Source organism: Pseudescherichia sp. (assembly GCF_031998825.1).
GTDB lineage: Bacteria > Pseudomonadota > Gammaproteobacteria > Enterobacterales > Enterobacteriaceae > Pseudescherichia.
The window spans coordinates 23472-48669 of record NZ_DAMACX010000006.1 but is presented as its reverse complement, the minus strand read 5'-3'; the positions used below and the strand labels follow the sequence as shown (position 1 = coordinate 48669).

Annotated in this window: 24 protein-coding genes; 9 read left to right on the top strand and 15 right to left on the bottom strand. The window is 57.1% G+C overall.

The window, feature by feature from the left end:
- Window positions 1-73 precede the first annotated feature (73 nt).
- Entirely contained in the window at window positions 74-472 is a 399-nt protein-coding gene (locus RTP97_RS04485) for a rhodanese-like domain-containing protein (RefSeq protein WP_312411299.1), read from the bottom strand.
- Between the two features lie 79 nt (window positions 473-551).
- Here RTP97_RS04485 and ftrA point away from each other — a divergent pair, with 79 nt between their 5' ends.
- Window positions 552-1538: a transcriptional regulator FtrA gene (gene ftrA / locus RTP97_RS04480; RefSeq protein ID WP_312411296.1), complete on the top strand. Its 987-nt coding sequence runs from the start codon at window positions 552-554 to the stop codon at window positions 1536-1538.
- Between the two features lie 239 nt (window positions 1539-1777).
- Here ftrA and RTP97_RS04475 read toward each other — a convergent pair whose 3' ends face one another.
- The 7 genes from RTP97_RS04475 to RTP97_RS04445 form a co-directional block, all read right to left on the bottom strand.
- Entirely contained in the window at window positions 1778-2068 is a 291-nt protein-coding gene (locus tag RTP97_RS04475) for a hypothetical protein (protein ID WP_409455922.1), read from the bottom strand.
- Window positions 2069-2254: 186 nt separating this feature from the next.
- Window positions 2255-2662 (bottom strand): hypothetical protein, encoded by a 408-nt coding sequence (locus RTP97_RS04470; protein WP_312411293.1) that lies wholly within the window; start codon window positions 2660-2662, stop codon window positions 2255-2257.
- Between the two features lie 120 nt (window positions 2663-2782).
- Window positions 2783-2959 carry a hypothetical protein gene (locus RTP97_RS04465; protein ID WP_312210075.1) on the bottom strand — a complete coding sequence of 59 codons (177 nt, stop codon included), beginning with the start codon at window positions 2957-2959 and terminating at the stop codon, window positions 2783-2785.
- Between the two features lie 816 nt (window positions 2960-3775).
- Window positions 3776-4219 carry an acetyltransferase gene (locus tag RTP97_RS04460; protein WP_312411290.1) on the bottom strand — a complete coding sequence of 148 codons (444 nt, stop codon included), beginning with the start codon at window positions 4217-4219 and terminating at the stop codon, window positions 3776-3778.
- A gap of 131 nt (window positions 4220-4350) precedes the next feature.
- Window positions 4351-4689 carry a cupin domain-containing protein gene (locus RTP97_RS04455; RefSeq protein WP_312411289.1) on the bottom strand — a complete coding sequence of 113 codons (339 nt, stop codon included), beginning with the start codon at window positions 4687-4689 and terminating at the stop codon, window positions 4351-4353.
- Window positions 4690-4778: 89 nt separating this feature from the next.
- Window positions 4779-5336 carry a histidine phosphatase family protein gene (locus RTP97_RS04450; RefSeq protein WP_312411288.1) on the bottom strand — a complete coding sequence of 186 codons (558 nt, stop codon included), beginning with the start codon at window positions 5334-5336 and terminating at the stop codon, window positions 4779-4781.
- Between the two features lie 123 nt (window positions 5337-5459).
- The gene (locus RTP97_RS04445) at window positions 5460-5933 is read right to left on the bottom strand and encodes a hypothetical protein (RefSeq protein ID WP_312411286.1); all 474 of its coding nucleotides are present in this window, start codon (window positions 5931-5933) and stop codon (window positions 5460-5462) included.
- A gap of 338 nt (window positions 5934-6271) precedes the next feature.
- Here RTP97_RS04445 and RTP97_RS04440 point away from each other — a divergent pair, with 338 nt between their 5' ends.
- A complete protein-coding gene (locus RTP97_RS04440) occupies window positions 6272-6769 on the top strand; it encodes a DUF6790 family protein (protein WP_312411284.1) in 498 nt (165 codons plus the stop codon).
- 74 nt (window positions 6770-6843) lie between these two features.
- On the opposite strand, the gene dcp is transcribed toward RTP97_RS04440, so the two are convergent.
- Window positions 6844-8889: a peptidyl-dipeptidase Dcp gene (gene dcp, locus RTP97_RS04435; protein ID WP_312411281.1), complete on the bottom strand. Its 2046-nt coding sequence runs from the start codon at window positions 8887-8889 to the stop codon at window positions 6844-6846.
- 86 nt (window positions 8890-8975) lie between these two features.
- On the opposite strand from dcp, the gene ydfG reads away from it, so the two are divergent.
- Together ydfG and RTP97_RS04425 are read left to right on the top strand one after the other, a co-directional pair.
- Window positions 8976-9722, top strand: coding sequence for a bifunctional NADP-dependent 3-hydroxy acid dehydrogenase/3-hydroxypropionate dehydrogenase YdfG (gene ydfG / locus RTP97_RS04430; protein ID WP_312411278.1), 747 nt, complete (start codon window positions 8976-8978; stop codon window positions 9720-9722).
- A 90-nt stretch (window positions 9723-9812) separates the two neighbouring features.
- Window positions 9813-10499 carry a GntR family transcriptional regulator gene (locus tag RTP97_RS04425; protein WP_312210084.1) on the top strand — a complete coding sequence of 229 codons (687 nt, stop codon included), beginning with the start codon at window positions 9813-9815 and terminating at the stop codon, window positions 10497-10499.
- Between the two features lie 60 nt (window positions 10500-10559).
- On the opposite strand, the gene RTP97_RS04420 is transcribed toward RTP97_RS04425, so the two are convergent.
- From RTP97_RS04420 to RTP97_RS04400, 5 genes are all read right to left on the bottom strand, one after another.
- Window positions 10560-12020 (bottom strand): mannitol dehydrogenase family protein, encoded by a 1461-nt coding sequence (locus RTP97_RS04420; RefSeq protein WP_312411275.1) that lies wholly within the window; start codon window positions 12018-12020, stop codon window positions 10560-10562.
- 168 nt (window positions 12021-12188) lie between these two features.
- Entirely contained in the window at window positions 12189-13586 is a 1398-nt protein-coding gene (locus RTP97_RS04415) for an MFS transporter (protein ID WP_312210087.1), read from the bottom strand.
- Between the two features lie 49 nt (window positions 13587-13635).
- The gene (locus RTP97_RS04410) at window positions 13636-14655 is read right to left on the bottom strand and encodes a Zn-dependent oxidoreductase (protein ID WP_312411273.1); all 1020 of its coding nucleotides are present in this window, start codon (window positions 14653-14655) and stop codon (window positions 13636-13638) included.
- A gap of 13 nt (window positions 14656-14668) precedes the next feature.
- Window positions 14669-15883: a starvation-sensing protein RspA gene (gene rspA / locus RTP97_RS04405; RefSeq protein ID WP_312411271.1), complete on the bottom strand. Its 1215-nt coding sequence runs from the start codon at window positions 15881-15883 to the stop codon at window positions 14669-14671.
- 108 nt (window positions 15884-15991) lie between these two features.
- A complete protein-coding gene (locus tag RTP97_RS04400) occupies window positions 15992-16333 on the bottom strand; it encodes a YnfA family protein (protein ID WP_312411269.1) in 342 nt (113 codons plus the stop codon).
- A 91-nt stretch (window positions 16334-16424) separates the two neighbouring features.
- Here RTP97_RS04400 and RTP97_RS04395 point away from each other — a divergent pair, with 91 nt between their 5' ends.
- On the top strand, window positions 16425-16766 hold the full coding sequence (locus RTP97_RS04395) for a DUF1283 family protein (RefSeq protein WP_312411267.1): 342 nt from the start codon (window positions 16425-16427) through the stop codon (window positions 16764-16766).
- A gap of 2 nt (window positions 16767-16768) precedes the next feature.
- On the opposite strand, the gene RTP97_RS04390 is transcribed toward RTP97_RS04395, so the two are convergent.
- Window positions 16769-17479, bottom strand: a complete 711-nt coding sequence (locus tag RTP97_RS04390; protein WP_312411264.1) for a YnfC family lipoprotein — start codon at window positions 17477-17479, stop codon at window positions 16769-16771.
- Between the two features lie 258 nt (window positions 17480-17737).
- Between RTP97_RS04390 and atzF the strand changes: the two genes are divergently transcribed.
- The 4 genes from atzF to urtA are packed head-to-tail and all read left to right on the top strand — an operon-like array spanning window position 17738 to window position 25148.
- The gene (atzF, locus tag RTP97_RS04385) at window positions 17738-19540 is read left to right on the top strand and encodes an allophanate hydrolase (protein ID WP_312411261.1); all 1803 of its coding nucleotides are present in this window, start codon (window positions 17738-17740) and stop codon (window positions 19538-19540) included.
- Window positions 19533-23153, top strand: a complete 3621-nt coding sequence (gene uca, locus RTP97_RS04380) for an urea carboxylase (protein WP_312411258.1) — start codon at window positions 19533-19535, stop codon at window positions 23151-23153. The genes atzF and uca overlap by 8 nt, the downstream gene beginning before the upstream one ends.
- Window positions 23154-23155: 2 nt before the next feature.
- Window positions 23156-23842, top strand: coding sequence for a GntR family transcriptional regulator (locus RTP97_RS04375; RefSeq protein ID WP_312411256.1), 687 nt, complete (start codon window positions 23156-23158; stop codon window positions 23840-23842).
- A gap of 34 nt (window positions 23843-23876) precedes the next feature.
- Window positions 23877-25148 (top strand): urea ABC transporter substrate-binding protein, encoded by a 1272-nt coding sequence (urtA, locus tag RTP97_RS04370; RefSeq protein ID WP_312411255.1) that lies wholly within the window; start codon window positions 23877-23879, stop codon window positions 25146-25148.
- Window positions 25149-25198: the final 50 nt, after the last annotated feature.

Sequence of the window (25198 nt, the reverse complement as noted above, 5' to 3'; positions counted from 1 at the left end):
AATATGTCACACTCCTCGTCCCGATGCAACCGAGAATAATTCACGAGACGTGAAAAACTTTCATGTTGCCGCGTTAATCCCCGCTGACGAATGCAAATCCTTCATCTTCCCAGCCGGTAATACCGCCGATCATAATCTTCACCGGCAGGCCCAGCGTCGTCAGCTTTAGCGCGGCGCGATCGGCACCGTTACAGTGCGGACCGGCGCAGTAGACAACAAACAGCGTCCCGGCAGGCCACTCGCGCATCTTCTCCTCGGTGATCTGGCTGTGGGGCAGATGCACCGCCCCAGGCAGATGACGGTTAGCATAGGCTTGCGGGCTACCAACAACGTGCAGCAGGGCAAAATCCTGCTGCTGATGAGATAAGGCATGGTGGACATCAGCGCAGTCGGTTTCAACGCTCAGACGCTGCAGAAAATGGCGGGCGGCCTGCTCGGCGGGGGCGGCGGGATATTCGCTTACGTAGCTCATGGTGCTTTCTCCTTGATTGTGTTAACGATTGTGTTAACACTAAGCTAACGTAAAACTTATCGGCCCACCGCCTACCGCTATGCCAGAAAACGCCAGGATAATGACAACCTTACCCTCCCCCCGCCCGCTGGTGGTGGCCGTCGCCTACGATGGCCTTTGCACCTTTGAATTCGGTATTGCCGTGGAGATTTTTGGCCTGCCACGCCCTGAACTGGGCGAGAACTGGTACCGTTTTGCCGTGGCATCGGTAGATGAGGGTGAGCTGCGCGCTACCGGCGGCATCCGGCTGGTGGCCGACGGCGGCTTAGGGCTGCTGGCGCAGGCCGATACCATTATTATTCCCGGCTGGCGCGGCGCTGAAAGTCCGGTGCCGGAGGCATTGTGCCAGGCGCTGCGCGAGGCTAATGCCCGCGGCTGCCGGATCATGTCTATCTGTTCAGGGGTCTTTGTGCTGGCCGCCGCCGGGCTGCTTAACGGAAAGCGGGCTACCACCCATTGGCGCTATACGCCGCTGCTGCGGGAGCGCTACCCCACCATCGAGGTGCTTGAGGATGCGCTCTATTATCATGACGGCAACGTGCTAACCTCGGCGGGCAGCGCGGCCGGGATCGACCTCTGTCTGCACCTGGTTCGTCTGGACTACGGTATCGACGTGGCGAACAACGTTGCCCGTCGGCTGGTGGTGCAGCCGCATCGTGATGGTTCGCAAAGCCAGCAGATTGCCCGGCCGGTCGCCAGATCGCGTGAGAGTCAGCGACTCGGGCAGGTGTTCGATTATCTTCACAGCCAGCTTGCAAACCAGCACTCTGTGGCTTCTCTGGCGAAGCTCGCCGGTATGAGTCCAAGAACCTTTTTACGTCGTTTTGATGAGGCGACGGGAACCACGCCCGCGCGATGGATTTTACAGGAGCGGCTGGCGCGCGCCCGGACGCTGCTGGATAACGCCGATCTCACTATGGAGGAGGTCGCTGCGCAGGCAGGCTTTGCTACCGCCGCCTCGTTGCGCCACCATTTTCGCCAGCGTTTCGCCCTGTCACCCCGTGACTATCGTAAAAATCAGGCATAAAAAAACCGCCAGTGATACTGGCGGTAAATGCTTGCATGGATAGATCTATTTTGCTCTGTACGTTATCCCGAGGTTTATCAGTTGGGATAGCCGATCGTCACTATCATCGCACAGCATTTCTTAACAGAGGTTAAACAACGCGGCGTAATAACTATGAAGAAAGTAGGTAGGCCCGGTAAGCGCAGCGCCACCGGGCGTTGCCGGGCTGACACCGCAATGCCGGGCGCACAGTGCGGTTTTTACCGGCTCTCTCGCCAGGTTTTGATCATCTCTTTGGTAACTTCATCTTTATAACAAATAGGTGAATAGCCACCGGCCTTGCTCCACGCACTCCGCTTGCCGCATGAGCTGCCGTTGCGTGCCCGGTTAAATGGGCAGGCACAGGTCCCCGGATACTCGGCAATAGACTCTTTAATGATATTTTCTTTTACCTCGGCATCTGAAATAGCTGGGCCTTTCGCAAGCGCTATATTACTCGCAAGGAAAGTCATGCCAGCCAGCAGGCTGACTAAGCAGCATTTTTTTATCATGGGTATTGCTCTAAAAGGAGAAGAGAGCATTAACAATAAAGCGGTGTTAATTAATAAATATTGATTAATGACAAAAGACAGAGTGGTTGCATGAAAACACGTAGGCCTGATAAGCGCAGCGCCTTCAGGCGTTACTGTGCTGACGCTGCCATGCCGGGCGACACTGCGTTTGCCCGGCCTACGATATTAACCTTTTTGCGTTCCGGTATCGATCTTCAGATAGCGCATCAGCCCTACGGTCGCGCTCTTTTTAGCTTCGTCATTAGCGGCTACCAGATAGTAATCTGTTGCGATCGCATAGGGCGCTTTATCCGCGGGATAAACTGCATATTTAAACACCAGCTGACCGCCATGGCGCTGGCACTCCATATTCCAGTGCCCTTTCTCTGCTTGCGCAATGCCGCACTGGCCCGGACCGTAGCTGTTTGAGAGATAAGAGTCGACTCGGGATTCAGCTTTCGTAATGTAAGCCGGCTTATTATTGTACATAAAACCGGTACATACCGCGCCCGCCGCCAGAATGAGCGGTAACGATAACAGCATTTTTCTTTTCATTTTGAAAAGCCTATTTTCTAACAGAAACACGCGCCGCATAGTATTCTCCTTATTAGCAGAGAATGTAACTACCTTAATTAGCGGTTCTTAACATAAACGTTTTTTATGACAGCGGCGTGAAACCGTGTTCAGCAAAAAGCCGCCCGTAGGCGGCTATTCTTAGAGAGGCCTTGTGCGATCGGGATCGTCGATATCAGGGTTGTCGATATCAGGATCGTCAAAATCGGGATCGTCAGGGTCGATAGGGTCAATATCATCTGGCGGATAACGGTCGGGATCGTCCCGGTCCGGTCTGTCAGAAGGTAACGGATCAACAATATCGGGGCGTTCGGACATAGAACCTCCAGCACGATAAACTGCAGTAAAGGATGTTAGCGAAACGCTACTTTTTATCCTGTTTTGGCTTTTTGTTGTCAGACCCAGACCGCTTATCAGAATTTTTTGGCTGGTCTTTAGAAACGTTCAGGTTAACGCTTTTCATGGGTAACTCCAGGTAAGGTGACAGCTTTTGCTGCACCTGGAGTATAGGTAAGCTTTTTCGATACCACCAGCGAGGCGGCAACGCGGTGAACCAGCCCCAATACCCCCGCCCTATAAGTTACAGTGTCACCTTCCCTGCTCCGCGTTCTCTAAGCCACGGTTTTCAGCATCGGTTCAGTAACCGGACTATGCTATGCTTGGAAAAAACAAGGAGATAAGATGTTTTCCTTTCTTAACACATTAAAGCGACTAATAAACAATCAGCAAGAAGCACCAACCGCTCAGCCAGAATATTCACATGAACAGCTTTTACAGTGGGCCACGGGCTGCATGCTAGAGGGACTTCCGGATACGTTTTATGAAGCAAGGGTTACGTGTCAGTGCAGTGTGAATAGTGAAGGTCACCAGACAGTAAATGTCTCTCACGAGTTTAAGCTTACTGAAGAGTCAGAGTACGCGAGATTTTCCCCGCCAGACGACCTCTATGCGACTAACTGCATTGAACAGATTCTCTCAGGTCAAAAGTGGACCTATGCCGCGATCGTTTTCAACCCTCGAACGACAAGATTTGAATGGAAATAATGACCAATGCCTCATGTAAATAGTGAGCAGGGTTGTTCTTACATCGTCGCTTTTAGCCAAGAAATCAACAATATTATGCTGCCGCAATAACTACATCCCCTTAGCTTTACTTAGGTGCAACAGGGGATATGGCCTCCCCTGATTATCCTGCTCGGAACGCCCTGAAACATGAAAACCCATATGCTGATAAAATCCTACAGCTTGCTGGTTTTGTTCATTTACATCGACGCTTAGATCATGATGCAGGGTCAGTGCATGTGAGATTAACCGTTTGCCGACGCCAAGTCCGCGAGCAGAAGCATCCACAAAAAGTGCTTCCAGATGACCATCATGCAAAAACATAAATCCTAGTGGCTGGTCATCCTGATTTGTAGCAACCCATACAGGAATTTCTGAAAAAAAGCCGACAACTTCTTTTTCAATCTCTTGTCGGTCATGTGCTGTCAGAAAATCATGTGTTGCATCTACTGAACGCTTCCAAATTTTTATGATGTCAGGTGCTTCAGTCGGTCGTGACATCCTGATTTTTAGCATTTTTCTACCTTAAATTGATCTTGACCTTATGTATTTACATACAAAATGAGTCCGTCAAAATTTACTATAGTGAAATTATATTCACAATAGTGATTTAGTTTCGCGGCCAATGACTCTTTGTTAAATCACTGTCAGGTAAGGTCTGTTCGATCCCCGCGCGGTGTTGGATGTGAGATGACGATAAACTCGACCGCAGAATCAGAGTCATTTCTGGCCTGATGCTTTGAGCCTGGGGGAATTTCAATGCCCTGCTGAGCGACGATCCGATATTCTTTCCCTTCCAGCTCCATGACCAGAACCCCATCAAGAACGAAAAAAAACTGTCTCGATACGGAATGGTAGTGTCGCTTTTCGTACGTTTTTGGCGGCATCTTTTCGTGAATAACCAGCATGTCTTGTCGGTTTACCAGATACCAACCATCGCACTTGTCACCCCATACGTAATGCTCAGCATTAGCCTTAGAAATCATTGTTTTTTACCTGTTACTCGATTAAGAATTTTAGAACTGATGCTAAGGCCAATGCCTGCAGACGCCGGATATGTATTCAAGATATCTGCTTACTGAAGCCTGTAGATACTCGCGTTCCAGTAACCATTACCCTGACAACAATATTTTTTGAAACCCAACGACCTTAGTTCCCTTGCAATTAGCCGATTCATTACCCCGTGTCCCATAAGCAGCACGGAGCCGTCAGATCTTTTTGCAAACGCTATGAGGATATTCGTAGCCTGAACAGCACGTTTCTTTGCTATTTTCACGCGCTCCGCATTATGGGATATGCCGCATAACCACATGACGCGGAAAAAAGCAGCCCATACGGACGGGGATAACCTGAAACCGGGCATGTGAAATACCGGCAGATCTGCTTCTCTGAAAACCTCATCAATAACATCCGGTTCAAGCCCTAATGCTTTTAGGGAAGAAAGTGCTCTGGGAAGAGGACTACTTATGATTCGCGATGCGCTGAATGCTAATGCGTTACTGGACTCAGGCGGTATATCTTCTCCTGTATCAGAAAGATCATATTCTGCAATCCAGTTGGACATTTCACGGCTCGTTACTTTCGCAGATCCTGTAAAAGCGGGCTTTCCATGACGCATTAAAATAATTTCCATACAGAGCTTCTTGTTGTGGTCCTTTCCAGGCAGACAGACTAACGCAATAAAGACAGGACGCACGACTACCATATCTAAGGTTGACACTGCTGCCCTACTTAACTTCTTGACCGGCAAAAACGTTTAAATACGTTTTGGCCGTGTTGCGAAGAAGACAACGGCTGCTCCGATAGCGACGATGAGCGTATCTTCAATTATGCCACTTCTGGTCTGCCCAATTTCTGCCATAGCTTTTTTGCGTGCCGCAAGTGTGGCATAGGCAAGTGGCACAGCGGCAGAGATAGCGATCGTTGCCCCGGTTTTTTCTTCTCCCGCAGGTGCCAACGCGGCGCCCGCAATCCCTGCACTGGCCACCCGTGCTGACAAGCCCAAAAACACGGTGCGGTCTGGCGCTGACTTCATCTTGTCGCCAAACAGCTCACCTACACCCATCGCTAACGCGCCATATTTGAATAACGGACGGTCCAGCAGCATGAGGCTGCCCGGTGTGTCGCGCCTGGCAAGGCGTGCTGCAGCGAGGGCCGCCATCGGCGTCATAGACCGGCAGCTGGCGACAACGCCAATTAAAGCGGAATAAACAAACTTTGTTATTTTCATTACTTATCTCCCGGATAAACAGAATATTATTATTTCTTACGTTTTATTGGGGTGTATTCAACGGCAATAGTCAGTATAGTTGAATGATCTGAGATAGCAGAAAGGACGGAAGTGGGAGGCTCAAGAGTGTGGACCGCACTTAATTGCCGGGCCAAACTTCAGCGTTACTCATCGGGGCGTATTTTGCCAGAGGCGGACGTTACAATCACCCATTTGCATTAGATACGAGCAAGGTAGGTTTTAGAATATTATATACCGATGCGACAAAAAATCTGATCTTCCTTGACTCACTACTCTATTCACATGTTGGGTAATGATTTTTTAAGAGAGGAATCATTATGATTGCGAGCCTTATTCGCTTGATAGTAACTAATATTCCGTTGTTTATGTTTATTCTCGCATTAATTATCCCATTGATAAAAAAGAGAAAGTCCGGCAATTCTGCTGAGAGCTATTTATCCTGGTTGCTACTGTTATCGATAGGTGTCACATCCCTGTGGGCAGGCCTTTACCATACGATATGGCCCGCAACCGCAGCTGAATTCATTGGCTGGCAGAGTAGCCCCTTTCAGTTTGAAATGGGAATGTCCGATATTGCTTTGGGGATCGTTGCCATTGTGTCTTTCTGGCGTTCGCTTGAATTCAAATCAGCAGTCGTGATGTGGGTTTCGATTGAATTTGCCGGGCTTATTTATGGGCACTTTCACCAACTTTCAACGACAGGGGACCATCATGCAGGTAATGCCGGGATACTACTCGGGTTAACGATCGTCCATGTTATACTGCTGCCCCTGCTCTTGATTTCGGCCTATAAGAAATGGCGAAAAGAGCCTTAGCGTCTCCTTTGAGCTCGCGGTCTCGACTGGGTACCGGGCATCGCGCCCGGTTCTGTCTCCAACCTAAATACGCCCTACGCGCTCAACCCGCGATTCACCAGCATCGGTTCAATCTTTGGAGCTTGCCCACGCCAGGAATGATAAAGTTCAGCTAAATCAGTGCTGTTCCCGCGCGATAAAATCGCCTCACGGAATTTCTGCCCGTTTTCGCGGTTCAATCCGCCCTGCTCCACAAACCACTGGTAACCGTCATCGGCCAGCATCTGCGTCCAGATATAGGCGTAGTAGCCCGCAGCGTAGCCCCCGCCGAAAATATGCGCGAAATAGCTGCTGCGATAGCGCGGCGGCACGGCAGCAAGATCGAGCTCTTCCCGCTTAAGCACCTCGGCTTCAAAGGCAGCAACATCGCTCACTGGGGTTTGTGATGTCAGGCTATGCCAGTTCATATCCAGCAGCGCGGCGCTCAGTAGCTCCGTCATGTCGTAACCTTTGTTGAACAGCGCAGCCCGATGCATCTTCTCCTGTAGCGCCGTTGGCATGGGCTCTCCGGTCTGATAGTGGCGAGCATAGCGGGCGAAAACGTCAGGATGGCTGGCCCAGTGCTCGTTAATCTGCGACGGGAACTCGACGAAATCACGCGGCGTATTGGTGCCTGAGAGCGTGGCGTAGCGCTGGCTGGCAAAAAGACCGTGCAGGGTGTGGCCGAACTCATGGAATAGCGTGATGACATCATCCCATGAAATCAGTGCCGGGCCGCCTGCGGTGGGTTTCTGGTAGTTGCAGACGTTATAGATAACCGGCCGGGTTCCCTGTAGCGCGGATTGCTCAACGAAGTTCCCCATCCATGCCCCGCCGCTTTTGCTGTCGCGGGCGTAGAAGTCGCCGTAGAAGAGCGCCATGCCGGTGCCGTCAGCGTCAAAAATCTCCCAAACGCGCACGTCCGGGTGATAGACCGGCAGATCGAAACGCTCGACAAAGGTCAGGCCAAACAGCTGGCTTGCAGTCCAGAACACCCCCTCAACCAGCACGGTATTGAGGACAAAGTAGGGTTTAATCTGCGCGTCATCGAGGGCAAACTTCTCCCGGCGCACCTGCTCGGCGTACCATGCCCAGTCCCACGCCTCGGCATTAAATCCGCCCTGCTGCTGATCAATCACCTGCTGAATATCCGCCAGCTCCTGCTCCGCACGGGCGCGCGCTGCCGGAACGATATTACGCATGAACGTCAGCGCTGCGGCGGGGGTTTGCGCCATCTGGTCAGCGGTTTTCCATGCCGCATAGTCAGGGAAACCCAGCAGCGCGGCCTGCTCGGCGCGGATTTTGGCCAGGCGCAGCACGATAGCGCGAGTATCGTTTTCATCGCCCTTTTCCGTACGCGACCAGCCCGCTTTGAAGAGTTTTTCCCGGGTCTGGCGATCGCGCAATTCCGCCAGCGCTGGCTGCTGGGTGGTGTTTAGCAGCGGGATAAGCCAGCGCCCCGGCAGGTCCCGCTCCTCGGCCGCCGCCCGCGCCTGGGCTTTCTCCGCCTCACTCAGGCCATCAAGCTGCCGCTCGCTTTCTACGATCAGCCCACCCGCCTTGCCCGCCGCCAGCAGGTGCTGGTTAAACTGGCTGGTGAGCGCCGCCGCCTCGGTATTCAAACTTTTCAGCGCCTGCTTCTCGGCGGTACCCAGGGTTGCTCCCGCCAGAATAAAGCGCTGGTGGACGATCTCCGTCAGCCGGACGGACTCTGCGTCCAGTCCGAGGGCATGGCGCTGCTGCCAGACGGCATCGATACGCGAGAAGAGTGCCTCATCCAGATAGATATCGTTCGCCAGCTCGGCCAGCTCCGTGGAGAAGGCTTCATCAAGCTGCTGGAGATAGTCATTAGTGTGGGCGGAGGTCATAGCAAAAAAGATGCTGGTAACCCGAGTCAGAAGCTGCCCGCTCTGCTCCAGCGCCAGAATAGTGTTATTAAAATCCGCTGCCGTCGTCGCCTGGGAGATGGCGCTGACGTCAGCGCGTTTTTGCCGTACCCCTTCGTCAAAGGCGGGGCGATAGTGGCTATCTTCGATCAGATCAAAACGCGGAGCCAGATAGGGCAGCGTGCTTTCACTTAATAAAGGATTTGTTAGCGACATTTCAACTCCTTAAACATTGTCGTTTACCGCAGGCTCTTAACCCATGCTATCGTAATAACACACAAAAAGCGTTGAGGAACAGAATGATGATTATTTTAGTAACCGGGGCAACGGCAGGGTTTGGCGAAAGCATCACCCGCCGTTTCGTTGAGAACGGTCATAAAGTGATTGCTACCGGCCGTCGTCAGGAGCGTCTGCAGACCCTGAAGGATGAGCTGGGCGATAGCGTTCTGACCCTGCAATTAGACGTGCGCAACCGCGCCGCTATCGAGCAGGCGCTCACCTCCCTGCCTGCCGAATGGCGCGACATTGACGTGCTGGTCAACAACGCCGGTCTGGCGCTGGGCCTCGAGCCTGCGCATAAGGCCAGCGTAGAGGACTGGGAGACGATGATCGACACCAATAACAAGGGGCTGGTCTACATGACCCGCGCCGTGCTGCCGGGTATGGTTGAGCGCAACCGCGGCCACATTATCAATATTGGCTCCACGGCCGGCAGCTGGCCCTATGCGGGCGGTAACGTCTATGGTGCAACAAAGGCCTTTGTGCAGCAGTTCAGTCTCAACCTGCGTACCGATCTGCACGGTACGGCGGTGCGCGTCACCAACATTGAGCCGGGTCTGGTGGGCGGAACGGAGTTTTCCAACGTACGCTTCAAAGGCGACGACGACAAAGCTGGCAAAACCTACGAGAATACCAACGCGTTGAGCGCAGAAGATGTGTGTGAAGCCGTCTGGTGGGTAGCGACCCTGCCGAAGCACGTTAACATCAACACCCTTGAGATGATGCCGGTTAGCCAGACATGGGCTGGCCTGAGCGTGCACCGCGGTTGATATTTCCCTCCCGGCCTGCGGGCCGGGTATGGGATGCAGATCAAATAGATGGTATGGTAGGCCAGTCACTATTTTATTAAGTATGAGCGCATGGCCGTCGAAACCCACCTTAATCCTGTATTGCCCGTCAATCAGCAAATTTACCGTATCCTGCGTCAGGATATCGTACATTGCCTGATCCCTCCCGGCACGCCGCTGTCGGAGAAAGAGGTGTCGGTGCGGTTTGACGTCTCGCGCCAGCCGGTTCGTGAGGCCTTCATTAAGCTGGCGGAGAACGGTCTGATTCAGATCCGTCCCCAGCGCGGCAGCTACGTGAATAAGATCTCCATGACCCAAGTCCGCAACGGCTGCTTTGTTCGCCAGGCGATTGAGTGCGCCGTGGCTCGCCGGGCCGCGACGCTGATCACCGACGGTCAGCGCTATCAGCTGGAGCAGAATCTGCACCAGCAGCGGATCGCTATCGACCACAAGCAGCTTGATGACTTCTTCCAGCTTGACGATGAGTTTCACCAGAAGCTGGCGCTGATTGCCGACTGCCAGCTGGCGTGGGATACGGTGGAGAACATCAAGGCCACCATTGACCGGGTACGCTATATGAGTCTCGATCACGTTTCCCCGCCCGAGAAGCTGCTGCGCCAGCATCAGGCTATCTTTGATGCGCTGGCAAAGCGCGATGTCGAGGGCGTGGATAGAGCGATGACCGCGCATCTGGAGGAGATCGGCGAGACGGTACAGCTGATCCGCCAGGAGAACAGCGACTGGTTTAGCGAAGAGTAAAAGCGCGCGAACCGGGAATATGAATCGAAAATGCCGCCTTGATGGCGGCATTTTTATTGCTTAACGCTGAACGTACTGCGCCACGGTGGCTTTCGCCCCCTGCGCCAGCAGCTGCTGATAGGCCTGCTGCACCTGATCCACGAAAGCCCGCTCCTGCGGCAGCTCCTTGCCAAAGATCCCTTCAATGCCCAGCAGCGCTAAGACGCGGGATTCCCTCTCTTCACTGCCGTTAACTGCCTGCTGAATGGTTGGCAGCAGCGGATCGCTGATCTCAATCGCCTGCCCCTGTTCATCCACGCCGCCGACGTAGCGCATCCAGCCCGCCACGCCCAAAGCCAGCAGTGAGAAATCGCTGTTGTGCACCAGATGCCAGCGCACGGAGTCCAGCATCCGCTGGGGCAGCTTCTGGCTACCGTCCATGGCAATCTGCCATGTGCGGTGGCGCAGCGCCGGGTTGCTGTAGCGGGCAATGAGCAGATCCGCATAGTGAGCCAGATCGACGCCCTTCACCTTCAGGGTCGGTGCCTGCTCGTTTAACATCAGCGCGTGAGCGGCGCGGCGATAGTTTTTGTCCTCCATACACTCGTTGATGTGCTGGTAACCGGCCAGATAGCCAAGGTACGCAAGGAACGAGTGGCTGCCGTTGAGCATTCGCAGCTTCATCTCTTCGAACGGCACCACGTCGGCAACCAGCTCCGCGCCCGCTTTTTCCCATTCAGGACGGCCGGCAACGAAGCTATCCTCTACAACCCACTGGCGAAACGGCTCGCAGGCCACACCCGCCGGATCGCGTACCCCGGTCAGCTGTTCAATCTTATCCAGCGTATCGGCCGTAACGGCCGGAACAATGCGATCCACCATGGTTGACGGGAAGGTGACGTGCTGCGCGATCCAGTCGCCCAGTTCCGCATTCACTGCCCGAGCGTAGGCGCAGACTACGTTGCGCACCACGTGGCCGTTTTCCGGCATGTTATCGCAGGACATCACGGTAAAGGCCGGCAGACCGGCAGCTTTACGGCGGGCCAGCGCTTCAACGATAACGCCCGGCGCAGATTTTGGCTGCTGCGGGTTTTGCAGATCGGCGACGATCAGCGGGTGATCGAGCATCAGCTCCCCGGTGGCGGGCGCGTGGCAGTAGCCCTTCTCGGTAATGGTTAAAGAGACAATCGCCACCTGCGGCTCACACAGCGCGGCAAAGACGGTTTCCAGACCGTCGACCTGAGCGTGGAGCGCGCGTTTTACCACCCCGACGACGCGCGCCGTCCAGGCGTCAGCGGACATCTCCGCCACGGTGTAGAGGTTATCCTGCTGCTTAAGATCGGCGATCTGCTGCTCGCCGCCGATCAGGTTGACCTCGCAGTATCCCCAGTCACTGTTATGCTCTGCCGCCAGGATGTCCGTGTAGACGCCCTGATGGGCGCGGTGAAATGCACCAAAACCTAAATGGACGATACGCGGAACCAGTTTTGACCGATCGTACTGAGGAAGAGTTGCTTTTGCTTCTAATAGCCGGTTTTCCATGATAAGACTCGTTAATTGGTTGACTACACTGACTAGAATGGCAGTAGAGAAAAGATGCCGTCTGCCACAAAGATACGTGAAGCGACGGCATTTATATTGATTTGTATTAACTTTTGCTTAATTGGTCTGATATCTTTTAAAAGCTATCAGACCACATTGTCATACCTGTTAATGACGGCGAGAGGATGCCGCAGCATAGGCGTTGTGGTTACCCAGTGAGCCCTGTTTAACCTGCGGCTCAGCGGCGTCTTCCAGCGTGCTCAGATCGCGGTCGCGCACTTCTGGCATCAGGAATGCAGAGACCAGACCGATCAGGGAGTAGCAGATCATCATCGCCACGATTGGCCACCAGGAACCGGTCATGTTACAGAAGATACCTGCCAGCACCGGGCCAAAGCCGACCGCCACCAGACCGCCCGCCTCTTTCGAAATCGCCATTCGGGTAAAGCGGTTACGGGAACCAAACATCTCCGCCATGGTGATATTTTCCAGGGCGAACAGACCCAGCACGGCAAAGTTATGGATGATGATGATCGACATCATAATTACGCCTGGGGTGTAGCTGTTATCCACGATAATCGACAGCATCGGGTAAGCGAGGATAATCGCCGAGATGTTCAGCAGGATATAGGGCAGACGACGCCCGAACTTATCCGACAGCCAACCCAGCAGCGGGATAGTAATAAACCCAAGGATAGAGCTAATCATCAGCGCATCGGTGGGGATGCTTTTATTAAAGAGCAGAGTCTGAACCAGGTAACCGGCGAGGAAGGTCTGAATCAGACCCGAGTTGCCTGCCTGGCCGAAGCGCAGACCGGTTGCCAGCCAGAAGGATTTGCTCTTAAACATCGCGCCCAGAGAGCTCTCCTGCGGATTGGCTTGCGCAGGGGCTTCCCCTTCGCTGACCTTCTCAAATACCGGGCTCTCCTTGAGGTTCATACGCAGCCAGATAGCGAAGATCATCACCACCACGCTCGCGAGGAACGGAATACGCCAGCCCCAGGCAACCAGCTCTTCCCGATCGAGGAAGAAAAACATTACCGCCCAAATAGCCGTGGCGCTCAGCGTGCCACAGTTAGTGCCCATCGCCACCAGCGATGAGATAATGCCGCGCTTCCCTTTCGGGGCATACTCAGCCAGCATGGTGCCTGCGCCGGAGATCTCCGCGCCCGCGCCCAGCCCCTGAACGATACGCAGGGTAACCAGCAGGATCGGGGCAAAAATACCGATCTGCGCATAGGTTGGCAGAACGCCGATTAACGTGGTGCAGATCCCCATCATGGTGATGGTGATAAACAGCACCTTTTTACGCCCAACCCGGTCGCCCATTTTGCCAAAGATAAATGCCCCAACAATGCGGGCAATATAGCCTGCGCCGTAGGTCCCCATCGCCAGAATCAACGCCATAGCGGCAGACTGCTCCGGGAAGAAGATCTCATGGAATACTAACGCTGCCCCCAGGGAATAAAGCTGGAAGTCCATAAATTCCAGCGCGGTGCCGAGCCAGCCGGAGACGGCCGCTTTCACCAGGTCTGAGGTCGATCTTTCATGTTGTGCTTGAGTCATAATGGCTATCTCTACAGGGTAAGATGTGGACCACGTATCGCAGTAATTGTTATTCCCCGAACGTGAGCAGAACCTTGCAGCACTGCCGCTGGTCTTTTTCAAACAGTTCGATTGCGTCTGTGACGTGGTGATAGTCAAAAGCGTGGGTAATCAATTTATCTGGATCGATTAACCCCTTCTCCAGCCAGTCGATGACGACCGGGAATTTGTTAGCGTTCAGGCGTGAGGAGAAGATCGACAGCTCTTTGCCGGTGATCCCCTGCTGAACAATCTGGCTCGGCTCGCTTGAGAAACCCATCATGACAATGCGCGCCGCTGGTGATGCCAGGTTCACCGCCTCCTGCAAAATCGACGGATGGCAGGCCGCGTCAATAATCAGCGTTGGCTTAACGCCCCTCTCTTCCAGCGCCTCCTGCAGCGACGTTTTACCGTTATTGATCGTCCAGTCCGCGCCGCTTTTTTCCGCCATCGCCAGCCGCTCTTCGATGCGATCGGTGACAATGACCTGCTTAACGTTGTACACGCCCTTCAGCGCCTGGACGGTGGTCAGACCCATCGGGCCTGCGCCATAGACCAGGGCTACATCCTGCTCGGTGGGGCTGACATGCCCGGTCACCTGGGCGGCGATAGTAAACGGCTCTACCATCACGGCATGCTTATCCGGAATGGCGTCGGGAATAACCCAGGCGTTCTTTGCCGGCACCGCCGCGTACTCGCTAAAGCCACCGTCACGATGGACGCCGAGCACCACCAGTGAGGTACAGACGTTGGGTTTGCCGACGGAGCAGGGATAGCAGTGACCGCAGCTGATCACCGGATCAACGGAGACCCGCTGCCCCAGGCGCGCCTCGTCAACGCCCTCTCCCACCGCGTCGATGACGCCGAAAAATTCATGGCCGATCACCCGTGGGTATTTGGCAAACGGGTTATGCCCGCGATAGATGTGGCTGTCTGAACCACAGATCCCGGCAAGTTTGATTTTGACCCGCACTTCCCCTGCGGCTGGCGTCGGCACCGGCCGCTCTTCAATGACCAGCTCGTTCGGTTTCTGGATAACAATGCTTTTCATCATCAACTCCTCTTTACCAGTTCCACAGCGTGCCGTCTTCGAGGCGGGCTACCGGCAGATAGGCAGGATCGTAGGGGTATTTCGCCGCCAGCTTCTCGTCAAACTCAATGCCGAGGCCAGGCTTCTCGCCAGGGTGCATATAGCCGTTGTCGAAGGTCCAGCTGTTCGGGAAGACCTCGAGCATCTGCTCGGAGTAACCCATGTACTCCTGCACGCCGAAGTTCGGTACCCACAGGTCGAAGTGCAGCGCCGCCGCGTGGCAGATCGGCGAGAGATCCGACGGGCCGTGAGAGCCAGTACGCACCTGATAGAGCGAGGCGAAGTCGGCAATACGGCGCATGCCGGTGATGCCGCCCGCGTGGGTAATAGTGGTACGGATGTAGTCAATCAGCTGCTCTTCGATCAGCTGCTTACAGTCCCAGATGCTGTTGAAGACCTCACCTACGGCAATCGGGGTCACCGTGTGCTGGCGGATCAGGCGGAAGCACTCTTGGTTCTCGGCCGGAGTCGGATCCTCCATCCAGAACATGCGGAACTCTTCAATGCTCTTGCCGAAGCGCGCCGCCTCAATTGGCGTCAGGCGATGATGCATGTCGTGCAGCAGGTGTTCGTTAAAGCCAAACTTGCTGCGCACCGCGTCAAACAGCTTCGGCGTGAAGTCGAGATACTTCTCCGTTGACCAGAGCTGCTCTTCCGGCCACTGGCCTTTGGTGGCAGGTTCGTAGGCTAGTCCTTTACCTTTAGACATGCCGTAGGTGGTTTTCATTCCCGGCACGCCGCACTGAACGCGAATGGCTTTGAAGCCCATCTCTTTATGGCGGGCGTAATCTTCCAGCACGTCATCAATGCTGTGGCCGGTGGTGTGGCAGTAGACCATCACCCCTTCCCGGGAGGCGCCGCCCAGCAGCTGATAGAGCGGCATGTTGGCAGCTTTGGCTTTGATGTCCCACAGCGCCATGTCGATAGCCGAGATAGCGGACATGGTGACCGGACCACGACGCCAGTAAGCGCCTTTATAGAAGAACTGCCAGATATCTTCGATGCGATGGGCATCGCGGCCAATCAGCTGCGGGCAGAGGTGATCCTTCAGATAGGAGGCCACGGAGAGCTCGCGTCCGTTTAGCGTGGCATCGCCCAGACCGACAATCCCCTCGTCGGTGGTAATTTTGAGGGTGACAAAATTGCGCCCCGGACAGGTAACAAATACTTCAGCCCCTACAATCTTCATCTTCTGATCCTTTACATCTCGGTTGTGATGTAGAGAATCTACGCAACTGAACTACTACCATACAAGTATGATGATCAAGAAACCTTCGCTGGATCACAAAAAAAGGCGCTATGCGCGCCCCCATCCTGCCACGATAATCAGCATCCCACAGAGCGCCACCAGCGCCCCGAGCCAGTCGTAAACGCTGAGCTTGACGCCATCCACGACCCGCAGCCAGATCAGCGCGGTGCAGACATAAACCCCGCCGTAGGCGGCGTAAACGCGCCCGCTGGCCGCCGGGTGTAGGGTCAACAGCCAGACAAAGGCCGCCAGCGCCAGCCCGGCCGGGATCAGCAGCAGCGGACTGGCACCCCGCTTTAGCCACAGCCAGGGCAGGAAACAGCCGAGAATTTCGCACAGCGCGGTAATGAAAAAGAGCAGCGTGGTATTGAGAATGGCGATATTAAACATTAAAGATGACGGCCTTATATCGGCTAAGAAGAATGGTGTAGAATAGCGTGAGTAATGAGCCACGTCCTCCCTGGCGAACCGAGGAATAACAATGAACATGACCTTTAGTAAACGCCTCTGCCTGGCGGCTATGCTGACGCTGGGTGCTGGCATGATGAGTTCCGCAGCCAATGCCGATACCAATAAGCTTATCATTGAGTCCGGCGACAGCGCCCAGAGCCGCCAGCAGGCTGCAATGGAAAAAGAGCAGTGGAATGATACCCGCAGCCTGCGCAACAAGGTGAACACCCGCGTGGAAAAAGAGTTTGATAAGAGCGATGTGGCCTTTGATGCCCGCGATAACTGCCAGAAGAGCGCTAACGTTAACGCCTACTGGGAAGAGAATACCCTGCGCTGCCTCGATCGCCGCACCGGGCGGCCGATCGGACAGTAAGCCTAGTAGTAGGCGATGGTGTTTTTGATCGCATACTGATGCTCAACGGCTGGGGTTACGCTTTCATCAACGATGGTCAGCGTGCAGCTCACCGGGTTGTCGTGGCGATCGTATTCACAGGCCTGCTTCACGCTGCCGATAGGTTTATCGTTTAGCGTGCTGACGCCGGTGTAGTCGAGCTTCTTGCGTCTGTCCGATGAGGGCGTTGATTCCACGGACAGATGCATCTCCTTGCTGGTGGTCGATTTGCCGAGCGGGTAGCCTTCCGCATCGTACTGGTAGTTGATCTGCAGCTCCTTGCCGCGGGCAAGCACCACAAAGCCCTTCTCATCCGTATCCCAGGTCACGCCCGCCGACGGGAACTCTGCCAGCTGGCATTTACCCTGTAAACGCAGGCGCTTCTCATGGGTCACGGCATCGACGTAAAAGTTGGCGTTCAGCACCAGCGCTAAGCCGGTGTTGTTATCTACGTCGTGAAGCTCCAGCGTATCAAAGCATCCCTCCTGCGAGAGCGTGCCGGTCACGCGCTTGGATACTTCCCCCTTGTCATTGAGCAGCGTCTGGCTAAAGTCTTTCACCGGGCCACGCAGTGGGTCAAAGTCAAACTCATTGGAGAAACTGGCCATCTCTGGTGTAAACGAAACCGGCGCTTTGCCGTCATCGCACCCAGCAAGCACTGCCGCAACGGCTGCCAGCATCATTAATTTTTTCATACCTACCCCACGCGTTGCACCTTATTAAAGCATCTTAGCAAATTCAGTCATTTATGTAACATCATCCCTTCGCATTAGCTTGTTCGCTGCGCTGTGACGGGGCGCACCTTTTTTGCTCAACGCTGCGCAGACCGAGTGCAGCCGCCGCTCCACGCTAGCTGCACATTATTAAAATATTATTATTAAACAATAGATTAAAAACTGGCACGCCGCTTGCTATTTGAATTCCATCTTGTATACCAGATGGAATTGCTCACTATGACAATAATGACCGGCCAGACCCTGAGCGGGTGGCAGCAGCAGATCCAGCAGCAGCGCGGCGACGTTTTATCTCTGCTGACGGCGCACCTGGCAACCCTCTCTGCCGATGACAATGCATGGATTACCCTCGCCACACCTGAACAAATTGCTGCCCAGCTGGCAGCGTTAACGCCTCGCTATCAACAGGATCCGGCGTCGCTGCCGCTGTATGGCATCCCCTTTGCCGTCAAAGACAATATCGATGCGGCCGGATTTCCCACCACCGCGGCCTGCCCGGCCTTTCGCTATATCGCCGAGCAGGACGCGACCACGGTTGCGCAGCTTAAAGCCGCCGGAGCGATTGTTATTGGCAAAACCAATCTCGATCAGTTTGCTACCGGTCTGGTGGGCACGCGCTCTCCGTGGGGAGCGGTGAGCAATAGCTTCAACCCGGCCTACGTCAGCGGCGGCTCCAGCTCCGGCTCGGCGTCAGTGGTGGCGCGCGGCCTGGTGCCCTTCTCCCTCGGCACCGACACCGCTGGCTCCGGCCGGGTGCCCGCCGGATTTAATAACATCGTTGGGCTGAAGCCCACCAAAGGCTGGTTCTCCGCCCGCGGCGTGGTTCCGGCCTGCCGCCTTAACGATACCGTGTCGGTGTTTGCCCTGACGGTCAGCGACGCATGGACTATCGCCGACGCAGCGGCAGGCTATGACGCCCGCGACGCTTACTCCCGCCGCGCACCGGCCACCGCCCCCGCCGCGCTGCCGGATCGCCCGGTGTTTGCCGTTCCCGACACGCTGCAATTCTTTGGCGACGCCCAGGCCGAAGAGGCGTGGGAGCGCGCTCTTGAGCAGCTGCGCGTCTGTGGCGTAACGCTGAAAACCATCGACTTCACCCCGTTCGCCGAACTGGCCGCCCAGCTCTATCAGGGGCCGTGGGTTGCCGAACGTACCGCTGCCGTAGGCGAGATAATCAACCGCCCGGAGGAGATGGATCCGACGGTGTATCAGATCGTCGCCGGAGGCAGTCGCTACAGCGCGGTGGAGGCGTACATGGCCGAGTACCTGCGCGCCGAGCTTGCCCGTGAAATTCAGCAGACGCTTGCCGAGGTCGACGCGCTCGTCGTGCCTACCTCGCCGACCATCCGCACTAAAGAGGAGATGCAGCAGGAGCCGGTCCGCTACAACTCGGAGTTTGGCACCTATACCAACTTTACCAACCTGGCGGATCTCAGCGCCCTGGCCCTGCCCGCACCGTTCCGCGCCGACGGCCTGCCTGCCGGGATCACTCTGCTTGCCCCCGCCTGGCACGATCGCGCCCTCGCCAGCTTCGGCATCCGCTGGCAGCAGCAGAGCGGCCTGACTTTGGGGGCAACCGGCAACCGGCTCCCCGCAGGCGAAACGGCGCTGCCCCTCTCCCAGGATCACGTGCGTATCGCGGTGGTCGGGGCGCATCTGCGCGGCATGCCGCTTAACCACCAGCTGATTAACCGCCACGCAGTGTTTGTCGAGACCAGCGAAACCGCGGCCTGCTACCGCCTCTATGCCCTGGCCAATACCCAGCCGGCGAAACCGGGTCTGGCCCGAGCCAGCAGCGGCGAATCCATTCAGGTCGAGCTGTGGGATATCCCGCTGGCGCGCTTCGGTGAGTTTGTCGCTGAGATCCCGGCCCCGCTGGGGATCGGCTCCCTGCAGCTGGCGGATGGCCGTTGGGTGAAAGGCTTTATCTGTGAGGGTGCGGCGCTTGGCGACGCGCAGGACATTACGGCTTACAAAGGCTGGCGGCACTGGCTCGCCAGCAAGGAGACCCAGCATGTTTGATCGCGTACTGATTGCCAACCGGGGCGAAATCGCCTGCCGCGCCATCCGCACCCTGCGGCGTCTGGGGATCGTGAGCATCGCCGTCTACTCCGACGCGGATAAAAACGCCGAGCACGTCAAGGCGGCGGATGTTGCCCTGCCGCTGGGTGGTGAGAAGGCCAGCGACAGCTATCTGCGCATCGACAGCATTATCGATGCCGCGAAGCAAAGCGGCGCCCAGGCTATCTGGCCCGGCTACGGCTTTCTCTCAGAGAGCCTGGCCTTTGCCGACGCCTGCGAGCAGGCGGGCATTGTCTTTGTTGGCCCGACGGCGCAGCAGATTGGCGAGTTTGGCCTCAAGCATCGGGCGCGCGAGCTGGCCGCCCAGGCTGGCGTGCCGATGACGCCGGGCACCGGCCTGCTGAATACTCTCGACGAGGCGCTGCTGGCCGCACAGGAGATTGGCTACCCGGTAATGCTAAAAAGCACCGCGGGGGGTGGTGGGATCGGTTTGACCCGCTGCGCCGACGCCGAGGCGTTACGGCAGGCGTGGGAGAGCGTCCGCCGTCTGGGCGAGCAGTTCTTCAGCGACGCGGGGGTATTTATAGAACGCTGCATCGATCGCGCCCGCCACGTCGAGGTGCAGATTTTCGGCGACGGCTTGGGCAACGTCGTGGCGCTCGGCGAGCGTGACTGCTCCCTGCAACGCCGCAATCAGAAGGTTGTAGAAGAGACCCCTGCGCCGGGATTACCGGAATCCACCCGCGCCGCGCTGTTAGCCTCCGCCGTTGAGCTGGGCAAGCTGGTGAACTACCGCAGCGCGGGCACGGTAGAGTATATCTACGACGCCGCGAAGGATGCGTTCTACTTCCTGGAGGTCAACACCCGCCTCCAGGTGGAGCATCCGGTCACCGAGTCCGTGACCGGTCTCGATCTGGTGGAGTGCATGCTGCGCGTTGCTGCCGGAGATACCATCGACTGGGCGCGGCTCCAGCGCCCACCGCAGGGTGCGGCGATTGAGGTGCGGCTGTATGCCGAAAACCCGCTAAAGAATTTCCAGCCAAGCCCTGGCGCACTGACCCACGTTAGCTTCCCGGAGAACGTGCGCGTCGACAGCGGCGTAATCACCGGCAGCGAGGTCTCCGCCTTCTACGATCCGATGATCGCCAAGCTGATCGTCCACGCTGATACGCGCGAGGAGGCCCTGCTCACGCTGCGCGAGGCGCTGGACGCCACTCAGCTGCACGGCATCGCCACTAACCTCGACTATCTGCGGCAGATCGTTGCCAGCGAGGCCTTTGTTGAGGGCAGCGTCTGGACGCGGATGCTCGATACCTTTACCCCCGCCACGGGGGCCATTGAGGTATTGCAGCCTGGCACATGGAGCAGCGTTCAGGACTACCCCGGTCGTCCGGGCTACTGGGACGTCGGCGTTCCGCCCTCCGGCCCGATGGACGATTTTGCCTTCCGCCTGGCTAACCGCATCGTGGGCAACCACGCCGCCGCCGCCGGGCTGGAGTTTACCCTGCAAGGCCCGACGCTGCTGTTCCACAGCGATACCACTATCGCCCTGACCGGGGCGGACTGTCAGGCACAGCTTGATGGCCAGCCGGTCGCGTACTGGCAGCCGGTCGCGGTGAAGGCCGGGCAGACGCTGGTCCTGGGCCGCGCCCAGTCCGGCTGCCGCACTTATCTCGCTGTGCGCAACGGTATCGACGTGCCCTGCTATCTCGGTAGCCGCGCGACCTTCGCCCTCGGCCAGTTTGGCGGCCACGCCGGACGCACGCTGAAGGTGGCCGATTTGCTGCCTGTCTCCCGCCCCGAGCTGGCCGCCTGCACTACGCCTGCACCGGAGCGGGATCCGCAGCCGCTGGCCGCCGGGCTGATCCCGGAGTATGGGGAGAGCTGGCACATTGGCGTGCTCTACGGGCCGCACGGCGCGCCGGATTTCTTCACCCAGGAATCAATAGACGAGTTCTTCGCCAGCGAGTGGCAGGGGCACTACAACTCTAACCGTCTGGGCGTACGTCTTACCGGACCGAAACCCTCCTGGACCCGGCCCGACGGCGGTGAGGCGGGCCTGCATCCGTCCAACGTCCACGACTGCGAGTACGCAATCGGCGCGATCAACTTTACCGGCGACTTCCCGGTGATCCTCACCCGCGACGGCCCGAGCCTTGGCGGTTTTGTCTGCCCGGTGACCATCGCCAAAGCGGAGCTGTGGAAAGTAGGCCAGGTGAAACCTGGGGATCGCCTGCGCTTCTACCCGATTAGCGTTGAGGAGGCGGTAGCCCTGGAGAAGACCCAGCACCGCATCGTCGAGACGCTGGAGCCGGCCGAAATGCTGCCCGCGTTTGCTACCCCGTCGCTGGCGGATCGCGACGGGATCTCCGCCGCCGCGCTGGTCTCTATTCCAGCCAGCGGCACAACACCCGCCATCTGCTATCGCCAGGCGGGTGATAACTACATCCTGATTGAGTATGGCGAGAACGTCCTCGATCTGGCCCTGCGCCTGCGCGTCAGCCTGCTGATGGAGCAGCTTCAGGCGCTGGCCCATCCGGGGATTAAAGAGCTCTCCCCCGGCGTGCGCTCGCTGCAGATCCGCTACGACAGCCTGGCGATCGACCAGTCGTCGCTGGTGAGCATGCTGCTGGAGATTGAGAGCCGTCTGGGAGACGTCAGCGACATGAAGGTGCCGTCGCGTATCGTCTGGATGCCGATGGCCTTTGAGGACAGCGCCACCCTTGGGGCGGTCAGCCGCTACCAGGATACGGTGCGGGCCAGCGCCCCGTGGCTGCCGAACAACGTTGACTTTATCCAGCGCATTAACGGCCTGGAGGATCGTAACGCGGTGCGCGACACGATTTTTGACGCCAGCTACCTGATCCTCGGTCTCGGCGACGTCTATCTGGGCGCGCCCTGCGCCGTTCCGGTGGATCCTCGCCACCGTCTGCTGAGTTCGAAATATAACCCGGCGCGCACCTTCACCGCCGAAGGCACGGTAGGCATCGGCGGGATGTATATGTGCATCTACGGCATGGACTCGCCCGGCGGCTACCAGCTGGTGGGCCGCACCCTGCCTATCTGGAACAAGTTCCTGAAAAACAGCCAGTTCAAACAGGATGAGCCGTGGCTATTGCGCTTCTTTGACCAGGTTCGTTTCTACCCGGTCAGCGAGGAGGAGCTGGATCGCCTGCGGGATGATTTCCGCGAAGGCCGGGCCACTATCCGTATCGAGGAGACGGTTTTCGACTACGCCGAGCATCTGCGTTTCCTTGCGCAGAACGCGCCTGAGATTGCCCAGTTCCGCGAGCGTCAGGCCGCCGCCTTTAGCGTGGAGGTTGCCCGCTGGCAGCTGGATGAGCAGGCCCAGCCCGAAGAGATTGTCCTGCCCATAGTCGACGCGGTGGACGACGGCGCGCTGGCGGTGAACGCCGACATGAACGGCAACATCTGGAAGGTGCTGGTCCAGGCAGGCGATGAGGTTATCGCAGGCCAGCCGCTGGTGATTGTCGAGGCGATGAAGATGGAGCTGGCGATCCACGCCCCGCTGGCGGGCCGCATCAAGCGCATCAGCTGTCAGCCGGGCCGTCCGGTAACGCCTGGCGATGCCCTGCTGTGGCTTGAGCCGTGAGCATGAGCGGCAAGCCGGGTCTGGCGGAGCGCATCTATCGCGCGCTGAAGAATGAGATTTTCACATTTCAGCTGATGCCGGGGGATCGCTTTAGCGAGAGCGAGGTTGCCGGACGGATGGCTGCCAGCCGAACCCCGGTGCGCCAGGCGCTCTACTGGCTGGAGCACGAGGGTTACGTCGAGGTGGCCTCGCGCAGCGGCTGGCAGGTGAAGCCGTTCGATTTCGCCTGGTTCGAGGCGCTGTACGATCTGCGGATCGTACTGGAGCGCGAGGCGGTTCGCCGCCTGTGCGGCATGCCCCCCGGCACCTGCGCCGAGCATCTCGCCCCGCTAATTGCGTTTTGGGTCGATGCCCCGCCGCTGGAAGACGGGCTGGCGGTCTCGCCCCATGACGAGCAGTTCCACACCGCGCTGGTGGCGGCAACGGGCAACGGCGAGATGGCGCGAGTTCACGTCGACCTGACGGAGAAGATACGCATTATTCGCCATCTCGACTTTACGCGTGAAGATCGGGTGGCGGCGACCTATCAAGAACACGGGCGTGTGCTACGCGCCATTTTGACACAGCAGACAGAGGAGGCGCAGCGGATCCTGACCGACCACATATTACAGAGCAAAGCGGTGGTCAGAAAAATCACACTACACAGGCTTCAGCAATCGCGGCTAGCGCCGGTTTCATCCCAGATATAACGCAATGATTCTCTTACACTTTTAGGGGTTGATGATGAAAAGACGTTCGTTAATTAAAGCCTTTGCCCTCTCCGCCACCATGGTCGGCATGGGGATCTCCTGGCAAGCCTGGGCCACCGATACCATCAAGGTCGGCATTATGCACTCGCTCTCTGGCACCATGGCGATCTCCGAGACGCCGCTGAAAAACGTCGCGCTGATGACCATCGATGAGATCAACGCCAACGGCGGCGTGCTGGGGAAAAAGCTGGAGCCGGTGGTGGTCGATCCCGCCTCTAACTGGCCGCTGTTCGCCGAGAAAGCCCGCCAGCTGATCTCTCAGGATAAGGTCGCGGCGGTGTTTGGCTGCTGGACATCGGTGTCGCGCAAATCGGTGCTGCCGGTATTCGAAGAGCTGAACGGCCTGCTCTTCTACCCGGTGCAGTACGAGGGCGAAGAGATGTCGCCGAACGTCTTCTATACCGGTGCGGCCCCGAATCAGCAGGCGATCCCGGCGGTAGAGTACCTGATGAGCGAGGACGGCGGCAGCGCTAAACGCTTCTTCCTGCTCGGCACCGACTATGTCTACCCGCGTACCACCAATAAGATCCTGCGTGCCTTCCTGCACAGCAAAGGCGTACAGGATAAAGATATCGACGAGGTCTACACCCCATTCGGCCACAGTGACTACCAGACCATCGTCGCCAATATTAAGAAGTTCGCCGCCGGGGGCAAAACCGCCGTGGTCTCGACCATTAACGGCGACTCCAACGTGCCGTTCTATAAGGAGCTGGCTAACCAGAGTATCAAGGCTACCGACGTGCCGGTCGTGGCCTTCTCGGTGGGTGAAGAGGAGCTGCGCGGGATCGACACCAAGCCGCTGGTGGGCCACCTGGCGGCATGGAACTACTTCCAGTCCGTAGATAACCCAACCAACGCCAAATTTGTTGCCGACTACAAGGCCTATGCCAAAGCGCATAACCTGCCAAACGCCGACACCGTTGTAACCAACGATCCGATGGAGGCGACCTACGTCGGGCTGCATATGTGGGCCCAGGCGGTAGAGAAAGCGGGCACCACCGACGTAGATAAAGTGCGCGCGGCGATGGCCGGGCAGACCTATAAAGCGCCGGACGGCTTCACCCTGACCATGGATCAGACCAACCATCACCTGCACAAGCCGGTGATGATCGGCGAGATCGAAGACAACGGCCAGTTCAACGTCGTCTGGCAGACCGAGCAGCCGGTTCGGGCCCAGCCGTGGAGCCCGTTTATCGCCGGTAACGATAAGAAGCCGGATACGCCGGTGAAATCTTCCGGGCAGTAACCCAGACGCCCGGCGGCATGGGCTGCCGGGCAATGACCCCATCAGCGGAA